At 41.1% G+C, this 11,143-nt stretch carries 8 protein-coding genes; all 8 read left to right on the top strand.

Going from position 1 to position 11,143, the window contains the following annotated elements:
• The coding region (locus O9295_RS22205) for a transposase (RefSeq protein ID WP_287627018.1) at positions 1-115 on the top strand (115 nt) is incomplete at its 5' end.
• A gap of 568 nt (positions 116-683) precedes the next feature.
• The gene (locus tag O9295_RS22200; protein ID WP_288035433.1) at positions 684-1,508 is read left to right on the top strand and encodes a MinD/ParA family ATP-binding protein; all 825 of its coding nucleotides are present in this window, start codon (positions 684-686) and stop codon (positions 1,506-1,508) included.
• Between the two features lie 72 nt (positions 1,509-1,580).
• Positions 1,581-2,744 carry a DUF7005 family protein gene (locus tag O9295_RS22195; RefSeq protein WP_288035431.1) on the top strand — a complete coding sequence of 388 codons (1,164 nt, stop codon included), beginning with the start codon at positions 1,581-1,583 and terminating at the stop codon, positions 2,742-2,744.
• Between the two features lie 65 nt (positions 2,745-2,809).
• Positions 2,810-3,919 carry a cyclic nucleotide-binding domain-containing protein gene (locus tag O9295_RS22190; RefSeq protein ID WP_288035429.1) on the top strand — a complete coding sequence of 370 codons (1,110 nt, stop codon included), beginning with the start codon at positions 2,810-2,812 and terminating at the stop codon, positions 3,917-3,919.
• Positions 3,920-3,974: 55 nt separating this feature from the next.
• Positions 3,975-5,585, top strand: coding sequence for an NHLP bacteriocin system secretion protein (locus O9295_RS22185; protein WP_288035427.1), 1,611 nt, complete (start codon positions 3,975-3,977; stop codon positions 5,583-5,585).
• 221 nt (positions 5,586-5,806) lie between these two features.
• Entirely contained in the window at positions 5,807-8,044 is a 2,238-nt protein-coding gene (locus tag O9295_RS22180; protein ID WP_288035426.1) for an NHLP family bacteriocin export ABC transporter peptidase/permease/ATPase subunit, read from the top strand.
• Positions 8,031-10,982: an NHLP bacteriocin export ABC transporter permease/ATPase subunit gene (locus tag O9295_RS22175; protein WP_288035424.1), complete on the top strand. Its 2,952-nt coding sequence runs from the start codon at positions 8,031-8,033 to the stop codon at positions 10,980-10,982. Before O9295_RS22180 ends, O9295_RS22175 begins: the two co-directional genes overlap by 14 nt.
• A 115-nt stretch (positions 10,983-11,097) precedes the next feature.
• The coding region (locus O9295_RS27555) for a helix-turn-helix domain-containing protein (protein ID WP_353737100.1) at positions 11,098-11,143 on the top strand (46 nt) is incomplete at its 3' end.

Here is an 11,143-nt window from a genome sequence, read left to right as displayed (position 1 = left end):
GGTGGTCGAGGGAATCAATAATAAACTTAAACTAATAAAACGGAGAGGCTATGGCTTGAGAAACTTTCGGAATTTTTGGGTTAGAAGTATGTTATCTTGGCATCTTGTCTGTTGATTTAGCATAAAGAGTAACGAAGAGCCTTTTTGGTTCTTCGGTTTTTGTTATGCAATGGACGGGGTTATAAGGAATGAAACCCTTATATAGGGTTTGCTGAATAAATATAAAAACCTTGTTGGATAAGGCTTTTAGACTTTTTTTCCCTGAAAAAGTGCCTACCATTGGAGTGATTGGGGGGAAAATCCCTGGACTTTTTCCCTGAAAATTAGGTAATTGACCACCTGAAAATGGGTAAAACCCCACACCCCACACCCCACACCCCACACCCTGCCCCCACGAAAAACTTTTTCAGCAGCCCCTATATAGAGAGACATTGCCGCAATTTTTGTCAATTGTTGGCGATCTGGAGCGAACTAATCAATTAAATCTCTTGCCAGATAAGGATTTAGTCGATTTATGCCCCCAGATCGAACCATACCAAGTCCCGAAAAGCCAAAAATGTTAAGAATTGTGTGAGATTACCCTAGTATTAGCCCCGTTCGCTTGCCTCGCTATCCTTAATTATTGTATGATTATAACGTCTGGGCTATCAATTTTTCGAGATACCCTTCTCACGCTGAGTATTATGCCTAAAATCATTTCCATTCACTCGTATCGAGGTGGTACGGGTAAGTCCAACGCTACAGCTAATCTCGCGGCCATTCTTGCCTGTCAGGGTAAACGGGTTGCCATTGTCGATACAGATCTCCCCTCTCCTGGTATTCATATTCTCTTTGAACTACAAGATAAGCATATTAAATACACCTTGAATGACTTTCTTTGGCAGAAATGTAAAATCAATGAATCAGCTTACGATGTTACCTCAGTACTAGGAGAACAAAAAACTGAAAAGAATCTAATTTATCTGGTTCCTGCGAGTGTCCAAGTGAGCGATATTTCTCGAATTTTACGGCAGGGATTTAATACAGAGTTGTTATTGGAAGGTATAGAAGAATTAATTCAATTACTCCAGCTTGACTATTTGTTTTTGGATACCCATCCTGGACTCAATAGAGAAACTTTGCTATCTTTAACTATTTCCAATATTGTTTTACTGTTTCTTACCCCTGATGAGCAAGATCTCCGAGGTACTGCTGTCACCCTAGATGTAGCCAGTCGTCTTAAAGTTCCGAAGTTATTTCTAGTTGTCAACAAAATTGTAGACAGATATAATTTTGGCGAACTTCGTCAACAAATTGAATCTACTCATAAAATACCTATTGTCGGGATGATGCCGGATGCTTCTGATATGCTCCAACTGGCAAGCAAAGGTCTTTTTGTTCTGAAATACCCAAACCACCCAATTTCTCTAGTGTTAAAACAGATAGCAGAACAAATAGATCAACAAGATTCTGACTATGCTCCGAATGATAGCTGCGATCTTAAACCTTTTATAATGGAGTGTGTTTAGCGTGGAATAAGTAACCTGGTGCTAAAATAAGGGAGAATTTTTATGAGTAAAAGGCGATCACCACAACTATCTATGAATTCTTTAGAATTCTCTAGCAGGGTGTTAGCTGACTCTGGTGCTAGTGTCGAGGAAATTCAAGAACTGCTGGCTTACAATCAAAATAAATTTAGTCATGTTTATCATCGGAAAACTTTGCCCAAAGAATCTGAGCCTCACCTAGAGGTTTGGCGACAATACATGACTGAATCTCACCAGATTGGCGTGTATGCAGTCCTTAAAGCTCATTTAGTTCAGTTTCAGTTTCCCATTAAGCAAGGCATCAGTCAAACGCCAGATTATCGCCAAGCTACCCGGCAAGGTAAGTTAGAAGAAGGGATGTCGTTAAAAACGGGCTTAACTTTCAACCAACCGGAGCGATTATCCCTGATCCTTTATGAAACCCTAGCGGGGTCGATTCCTGTCATTATTGCGGATGATCGCAATGACTTTATAACTTTAGTTCAAGCACTGACAAAAGGCAATGAACCCTATCTCGTACCGGAGTCAATGGGAGCTTGTATGGTGGGAAACTATAATAACTGGGAGAGAATACGCCAGTATAAAGCACAATGGATAGATCGCAATCCCCACCGTTGTGATGAGACTGATTGGCAGTTGGAATTCCAACACCTTATTCTCAAAAAAGAATTGTATCAAGATCGATTCATTATCTTAAGTACAGGCAACTATAGCAATGTAAGTGCTCAGCAATTAGGACTCACAGAGAGTCAGTGGCTAGAACTATCCTTGAAAATTCGCTTAGAACATGAATGTACTCATTATATTACGCGGCGGTGGTTCGATTCAATGCAGAATAATCTATATGATGAATTAATTGCAGATTATCGGGGTATCGTGGCGGCTCTAGGATATTACAATGTCGATTGGTTTTTGCACTTTGTCGGATTAGAATCCTTTCCTGCATATCGTTCAGGCGGTAGACTAGAAAACTATAAAGGGAATCCAGCTTTATCCCCAGGAGCGTTTAAAATTTTACAGAAATTACTTAAAACAGCCGCAGAAAATCTAGCCCGATTTGAGCAGCAATACATAAAACAGCCAAGGAATTCACGACAAGAAACCGCACTGTTGTACGCTTTGACCAGCCTTCGACTTGAGGAATTAGCTTCAACTCAGGCCATGGGACTCCTGAATAGAGCTATGGAGGAAATCCCAGAGGTAGGAGTAGGGATTTAATCGCTAGTTGTCGACAAAATAAAGATATGCTAAACTAAAATGAATGTTAATGGTTGAGTTACCCTATGAAAAACGTACTACTCCAACAACTAAATAATAGTGATTTTCAATGGCTAAAAACCCATGGAAATCGTCAGCAAATTCCAGCGCAAACTGTATTGGTTGAGCAACATCATCCAGTCAATAACTTTTATATCATTCTTCAAGGGGTTCTTGTGGCTACAATGACTAAAAACCCAAACCGCATGGATCGGGTTTTTGCAGCCTTAGAAGAAGAGCAAGAATTAATGCAAGAAATTACTCGTTTTGAGCCGGGAGAAATGTTTGGAGAAATATCTTTTTCTGAAACTAGCCCCTCAATTACTACCGTCAAATCCCTAGATAACGTCTTGGTTTTGGTCTTACCTGCTAAGCAATTACGAGACAAACTAGAGCAAGATCTAGGTTTTGCCGCACGGTTTTATCGCGCTAGTGCTATATTGCTTCTAGACCGTTTTAATTACCTAGTTCAACTTTTTTTGACTGATAAAATTGGACAAATTCCTCCCTTACAAGATGTCCCTCTGATTTTTGGAGAACTTAGTGATAGTGATGTTGACTGGATGATATCTTCAGGTCAATTAGAAGAATTGAAAGCCGGTGAAATTATAATTTCGGCTGGACGACCTGTAGAAAACCTTTATTTTATCACCCAAGGAACGATTTCTGTATTGGTTTCTGAAGAAAGAAAAAACCCTTTGAGTAATATTTTTGCAGCCCTTGAGAATGATCAAGAAACCCAAGAATTGCTGCAGCGAGAAATTGCACAGATGGCCAAAGGTAATCTCGTAGGAGAGTTGGCCATTCTTGACACACATCTTTCTTTTTTGACCTATGTAGCTTTAGAAAATTGCACCGTTTTAAAAATACCTCGACAAAAATTTCTGCTCAAACTAGAACAAGATGTAGGAATGGCTGCTCGCTTCTATCGAGTTGTTCTTATGCTTTTATCTCAGAGGTTACAGAACCTGAGTAGTCGCCTAGGCTATGGCAGAACTGAGTATAAAGTCGGGCAAAGCCTCTCAGAGGATAGAGTATATGAAGATGAGATCGATGTAGCCAGCATGGATAATCTCACCCTAGGGGGGGCGAGACTTGATTGGATGCTAAAACGATTAAAGTTGAAGGCAAATTAAACTTAGACATTAATTAGTATTTCATTTCCTCACAATTTATATTTAGGACAAGATTATGCCAGAGCCGAAAGACGGTTTATTTCGTCAGGAATCTCTAGAAAAACTCTCATCTCCAGAGCGACTTGACGAACTCATGGAAGTAGTTAATCCTAGGGCTTGGTTGTCTTTGACAACGATAGGAGCCTTGATAGTGGCTACATTAATCTGGAGCATTTTAGGAAAAATTCCCCTTAACATTAGTGGCACAGGTGTATTAATTCAACCACGACGAGTAGTTCAGCTACAGTCTTCAACTCAAGGTCAAGTTTTAGAAATATATATTAAACCCAATTCCATCCTTAAGAAAAATCAAATAATTGCAACAGTTGACCAATCTGCTCTCAAGAAACAACTTCAGCAACAACAAGAAAAATTGGCTCAACTGCAAGGACAAAATCGGCAGACAACGGAGTTACAAAAAGAGCGAATTGCTCTAGAAAAACAAAATCTAATTGCACAGAGAATGAATTTAGAGCGGAGCTTACAACGAGAAAAAATTTCCTTGGATTTACGCCAAAAAAATCTTGATTCTCTAGTTAATCTGCGAAAAAACTACCAAAACATTTTAGATGAATTTCCCCAAATAGCCCAAGACGTTGAAGAAAAAACCTTCCAAGCTATTCAAGCCAAAGAAAATAGTTTAAAAAGTCAAATTCAACAATATGAAGAATTGCTACCCAAGCTCAAACAAAGAAGTGTGAATATAAAAAATCTTTTAGATAAAAATTTAATTACTGAAGATGTATATCTAACAGCAGAAAGAGATTATTATAGCTCTCTCACTCAAAAATCAGAAATAGAAACCCAATTGAAACAAATTAGATTAGATCGGGCGAATACCCAAGAGAAAAAACTACAAAATCGTGATCGCGTTAGGGATCTAGAAAATCAAATCAAAGATACGGATGTAAAAATACTTAATGTGGAACGTGAGTATCGACAAAGTCTTAATATGATCGATGATTTCAAAATAAAAATCCAGGGAATTCAAGTTGAAGAAGCCAAACTTAATCAACAGGAAAAAGAATCATTAATCGATAAAACCAACAATATTGCTGAAGTGAAGCGAGGTATTGCTGAACTGCAAAAATCCATCTTAGATAAAAGTGAAATTTTGAGTCCCTACGAAGGAAAAGTATTAGAAGTAAATATTGTTAGCGGTCAGGTGATAAATGCAGGCAGCAGGATTGCTTCCCTTGCCACTAAAAAACCGGATAGCTCTTTAGTCGGTATTGCCTATTTTCCCGATAAAGATGGCAAACAAATTCAGAAGGGTATGCAAGTTCAAATAACACCCAGTATGATTAAACGGGAACGTTATGGGGGAATTTTGGGAAAAGTGACTGAAGTTTCCCCTTTTTCCGTAACAACTGAGGATATCGCTACTATAGTCGGCAATCCTGAATTAGCTCAGAGCTTGAGCGGGCAGCAACCCCGCATTCAAGTGATTGCTGAGCTTGAAAGGGATTCAAACAACATTAACAATGGCTACAAGTGGTCTTCATCAAAAGGTCCTGTTCTTGAACTATCGGGTGGGACAACCGCACAAATCCAGATTCAAGTGGGAGAAAGAAGACCGATCAGCTATGTTATTCCGATTCTCCGTTCTTTGACAGGTCTTAATTAGGGCTGGCTGAATAAATCTAAAAACCTTGTTGGGTAAGACTTTTAGACCTTTTGTCAATCAAAAAGTGCCAATCATTGGAGTGATCGGGGCAAACATTTAGGCACTTTTTCCCTGAAAATTAGGTAATTGGCCACATCAAAACTGGTAAAACTCCACACCCCACACCCCACACCCTGCCCCCACGAAAAACTTTTTGCCGCAAACCCTAATTAAATAAAAAGATGCTCACCCAGTTAAAGACTCAATTGTTACGATTCCACAAGCAGCGGCGTACCCGTACTCCCACCCTGTTACAAATGGAGGCTGTTGAATGTGGAGCAGCGGCCTTGGGGATTATTCTAGGTTATTATGGCAAAATCGTCCCTTTAACCGAACTGCGTCGAGAATGCGGTGTCTCTCGAGATGGCACTAAAGCCTCTAACGTCCTCAAAGCAGCCCGACTGTATGGACTAGAAGCCAAAGGGTTTAGAAAATCTCTCGACTCGGTTAAAGAATTGCAACCTCCCTATATTGTCTTTTGGCAGTTCGATCACTTTCTGGTCGTTGAAGGAATACAAGGCGATAAAGTCTATCTTAACGATCCGGCTGTCGGTCCGAGAACTATCTCAGCCCAGGAATTTGATTCGGGTTATACAGGTGTGGTCTTGGTGATGCAGCCGGGGACACAATTTAAGAAGGGAGGCAAAAAAAAGAATATTCTGGAAACTTTAACATCTCGCTTACAAACCTCTCAGCAAGCTCTTTTGTTTTGCCTATTAGCGGGATTGTTGCTAACAATCCCACGTCTAGCCATACCTGCTTTTACTCAAGTTTTTACGGACGATTTGCTCATAGAAAACCGCTATGAATGGCTTCGTCCTCTAATTTTGGGAATGTTAATCACTACCGTATTACAAGGACTTTTAGCTCGTTTACGTCTCCTCTACTTACGACGATTGTTGATCAAGCTCTCTGTCTCAATGTCAGGACAGTTTCTTTGGCATACACTGCGTTTACCCATCGGATTTTATGCCCAACGCTATGCTGGGGAAATTAGTAGTCGAGCTCAACTCAACGACCATATAGCAACCATCCTCTCAGGAAAACTAGCCACAACCGTTATTGATACCTTTATGGTTGTCTTTTATGCTTTGTTAATGGCTTTCTATGATTGGGTACTGACAGTAATTACTATTATTTTTGCCGCCTTAAATTTCTTAGCATTACAGACTTTATCTCGCAATCGCATTGATACCAACATCAGAGTTTCTCAAGAAATTGGCAAAGTTTTCGGCGTTGCTATTGGTGGAATTCAATCGATCGAAACCGTAAAAGCAAGTGGGTTAGAATCAGATTTATTTACAAAATTTGCTGGCTATTACACTAAAAGCCTTAACTCTCAACAGCAGTTAGCGTTGGCTACCCAGATTCTCAATGCTTTACCTGCACTATTGACAGCCCTTGCTACCAGCTTAATCCTCTTGATTGGAGGCTGGCGGGTGATGGCGGGTAGCCTCAGTATTGGTATGTTAGTCGCTTATCAATCTCTGACTAATGAATTTCTCAAGCCGATTAATGATTTAGTCAATTTTGGTAGCACTTTACAAGACTTAGAATCCGACCTAATGCGTCTGGATGATGTGTTAGAAAACCCCATCGATCCCATAGCAAAATCTGCCCAATCAGAAGATGCGGCTGCCTCAGTTACAGTTAATAGAATCTCTTTTCGTTTATCTGGAAAATTAGAGTTGCAAAATCTAACTTTCGGCTACAGTCGCTTTGATACCCCACTCATTGAAAACTTGAGTATTACTTTACAACCCGGACAAAGAATCGCCCTAGTGGGGGGCAGTGGATCAGGGAAATCAACGGTGGCCAAATTGATCACAGGACTCTATCCAATTTGGTCAGGGGAAATCCTTTTAGATGGTATCGAGCGAAGCCAAATTCCTCGATCTATCCTCGCTAATTCTTTAGCTATGGTAGAACAGGAGATATTTTTATTCGCAGGAACGATCAAGGAAAATCTAACCCTTTGGGATTCAACGGTTCCCGATGCTGATTTATTTAAAGCTTGTCAAGATGCAGCTATTCATGAACTGATTCTTAACCTTCCAGGTGGCTATAACAGCCAATTAAGTGAGGGAGGAATGAACTTGAGTGGCGGACAACGCCAAAGATTAGAAATCGCTAGGGCATTGGTGAGAAATCCGGCTTTGCTGGTCTTAGATGAGGCGACAAGTGCTTTAGACGCAGAAACTGAGTTGATCATCGATCGCAATCTGCGGCGTAGAGGTTGTTCTTGTATTCTTGTCGCTCATCGACTCAGTACTATTCGAGACTGTGACGAAATTATTGTTTTAGATAAGGGGAAAGTGGTACAACGGGGAAATCATGAACAATTGCGCTCTCAAGAGGGAATCTATACTCGTTTAATTAGTACAGAAAGGACAAAGGATAACGTCAATGAGCAAGTCTAATTTAGAGCAAGAGCCAAAATTTACTCAACTCCATAGCAATGAATCTCTCCTGTTAGATTGGCCGGACACATTCTGGGTGGTGCGTTCAGGATCGCTACTCCTATTTGCACTGCAACTGGAAGCATCTCAGCTTACCAAGACTCGCTCCTATATGTTTACCATTCAAGCCGGGGAAGCTCTTTTTGGTTCAGAATTAGTCAGAGGCATTTCCCCAGAACAACAATGGGGAATTTTAGCGATCGCTCTCGAAGAAGCGATCTTGGAAAAACTGACGTTGAGAGATTTAGCTGAGCAAATCAGTCATGGCGATTCAGCCGCCCGAATGCTTTTACAAGGCTGGCTGAACCATATTAGTCAATGGCTCGCTCAAAAACCTAGCCCTTTTTCCTTACCAGCCGAGAGAATTTATATTCAAGATACACATTTTTTATCCTTGCTGTCCGGCCAGGGATTGATGCTTCTTGCCAAAAGAGAAGAGGAAAAAAATATTCTTTGGATAAAAGTAAATCAGGGTAGTATGTGTTGGATGGGCTGTGAAGCCTTGAAACTAGAAGCAGGTTCACCCATGATTCCTTTGGCTTCAGATCTATGTTTAGCCGCAGAAACAACAACTGAAGTTTATACCTGTCTGACGGAAGACTTAGAAAACCTAGAAGATTTACCAAAAAGTTTGGCTCAGGTACACCGCTATTGCCTCTACTACTTTAGCCTGGTCAAAGAACTGGAAACAGAAAATGAATTTAGCCGCTTTCAGCAAAGAGAACAACTTAACCGTAGGGCCCTGCAAAGCTCTATGGGAGAGTTGATGTCCGTTTTGCAACCCCAAAAAGCTGACCTTTGGCCACTTGGCTCCCCCCTACTGATAGCCGCCGGAGCAGTCGGACGAAGTTTAGGAATTAAGGTTTTACCCCCGGCTCGTTCAGAAGACATCCATCGAGTCAAAGATCCCCTAGAGGCAATCTCTCGAGCCTCCCAATTCTCCACTCGCCGAGTGCATCTAGTTCATAATTGGTGGAAGGGAAACTATGGAGCGCTATTAGCTTACCTAAGTAGCAATCAAAGTCCAGTTGCTTTATTGCCCGACGAAAAGCATCACTATGTCTTGTTTATTCCCGAATCCCATCAACGCATTCCGGTGACGGCGACAGTGGCCGCTAACCTAGCTCCCGATGCCTATATGTTTTATCGGCCTTTGCCGATATTACTGAAAAATGTCTGGGAAATTTTCTATTTTGGCATTAAAGGTCATCAGCAAGATCTACTCTGGCTCATCTTACTTGGATTAGTAGGTAGCCTACTGGGAATGGTTACGCCACAAGCAACGGCAATTTTAATTAATAATGCTATTCCTGATAGCGATCGCCTTCTCTTGGGACAACTGGGTTTAGCTTTAATTGCGGCAGCCTTTGGTAAATCTATCTTTGGTTTAGCCCAAGGAATTATAACCATACGGATAGAAAATGTAGCCGATAGTAATTTACAGCCTGCGGTGTGGGAGCGACTCCTCAAACTTAGCCCCAGCTTTTTTCGCAAATATGCCTCCGGTGACTTATTAAATCGTCTGATGGGAATCAGTCAAATTCGCCGAGAATTGAGTGGAGCAACGCAACGCACGTTGTTGAGTGCTGTATTTTCTCTAATTAACCTCGCCTTGATGTTTGTTTATAGTGTTCCCTTAACTTTTATTGCCATCGGTTTATCTATTCTCGTTGCCCTAATCACCTTCGTATCGAGTAAACAGATTATTCAAAAACAACGATTACAAGAAAACATTGATGGTCAAATTACTGGGTTAACAGTAGAACTGATTAATGGGGTGGCTAAACTCCGCGTTGCTGCCGCCGAACAAAGAGCTTTTGCTGCTTGGGCAAAACAATATAGTCAAAGAATCAAATTGCAAGCCAGCATCAAGCGCCTTGATGACAGTGTAACGGTTTTTAATGAAGCCCTTTCCTTAATCAGTTCAGTATGGATATTCTGGTTTGCAATTCTCTTTATTCAAATGGGTGAAGCTCAGGGGGCAGCCGCTACGGCTAAACTGACGGTAGGAGGATTTCTCGCCTTTAATTCGGCCTTTGGCACTTTTTTAGGGGGGACAACAGATTTGAGCAATACCTTAACTGATATTTTGGGGATTGTTCCTTTATGGGAGAGAATTCAGCCAATTTTAACATCTGCCCCTGAGTCAGATCCTACTAAAGCAGATCCGGGTCGTTTAACAGGACAGATAACTTTAAGTCATGTCACCTTTCGCTATCGAGAAGATGGGCCATTGATTCTAGAAGATGTGAGCATTTCCATTGAACCTGGGGAATTTGTGGCGATCGTTGGACCGAGTGGCAGTGGAAAATCTACTATTTTTCGTTTATTGTTAGGCTTTGAAACGGCTCTCAGCGGCACGATTTATTATGATGGACAGGATTTAGCAGGCTTGAACATTCAAGCAGTTCGACGGCAATTGGGCGTTGTTCTCCAGAATGTTCGTATTTCTGCCGGATCGCTATTTGACAATATTACAGCAGGGGCTTTGGTTAGCTTGGAAGAAGCTTGGGAAGCTGCACAAATGGCGGGTTTTTCAGAAGATATCAAACAAATGCCCATGGGAATGCATACTGTAATTAGCGAGGGGGGAACTAACCTTTCCGGTGGGCAAAAACAAAGGCTTTTGATTGCGCGGGCCTTGGTAATGAAACCCAAAATTATTTTGATGGATGAAGCTACCAGCGCTTTAGATAATCAAACCCAATTGATCATTACAGAAAGCTTAGATAGGTTGAAAGCTACTCGCGTCGTCATTGCCCATCGTCTGAGTACCATTCACAATGCTGATAGAATTTATGTAGTTGAAGGTGGGCGCATAGTTCAAATCGGAACATTTGACCAATTGGTTAGCCAAGAAGGATTATTTGCCAGATTGGTAGCCAGACAGTTGGATTGAACGAAAGCACTCTACCTCCTTCATCGAAAATTTGGGTCTGAAACCCCGTCGTTCTACGACGGCTTTACTGTTAAATATGAGCATCGTTTACGAAATATATGCTAAAATGTGAGGTATGGAAAAAGCCTATTCGTTTCGATTTTACCCCACACCCGAACAAG

The organism is Microcystis sp. LE18-22.4A (assembly GCF_027531105.1).
GTDB lineage: Bacteria > Cyanobacteriota > Cyanobacteriia > Cyanobacteriales > Microcystaceae > Microcystis > Microcystis aeruginosa.
Note: the sequence above shows the minus strand (reverse complement) of the source record. Positions and strands in the feature narration are given on the sequence as shown.

Bases quoted from the DNA above. Each gene is read 5' to 3' on its own strand.
- O9295_RS22190 (WP_288035429.1), top strand. From the start codon at position 2,810: ATGAAAAACGTACTACTCCAACAACTAAATAATAGTGATTTTCAATGG.
- O9295_RS22195 (WP_288035431.1), top strand. From the start codon at position 1,581: ATGAATTCTTTAGAATTCTCTAGCAGGGTGTTAGCTGACTCTGGTGCT.
- O9295_RS22185 (WP_288035427.1), top strand. From the start codon at position 3,975: ATGCCAGAGCCGAAAGACGGTTTATTTCGTCAGGAATCTCTAGAAAAA.
- O9295_RS22175 (WP_288035424.1), top strand. From the start codon at position 8,031: ATGAGCAAGTCTAATTTAGAGCAAGAGCCAAAATTTACTCAACTCCAT.
- O9295_RS22200 (WP_288035433.1), top strand. From the start codon at position 684: ATGCCTAAAATCATTTCCATTCACTCGTATCGAGGTGGTACGGGTAAG.
- O9295_RS22180 (WP_288035426.1), top strand. From the start codon at position 5,807: ATGCTCACCCAGTTAAAGACTCAATTGTTACGATTCCACAAGCAGCGG.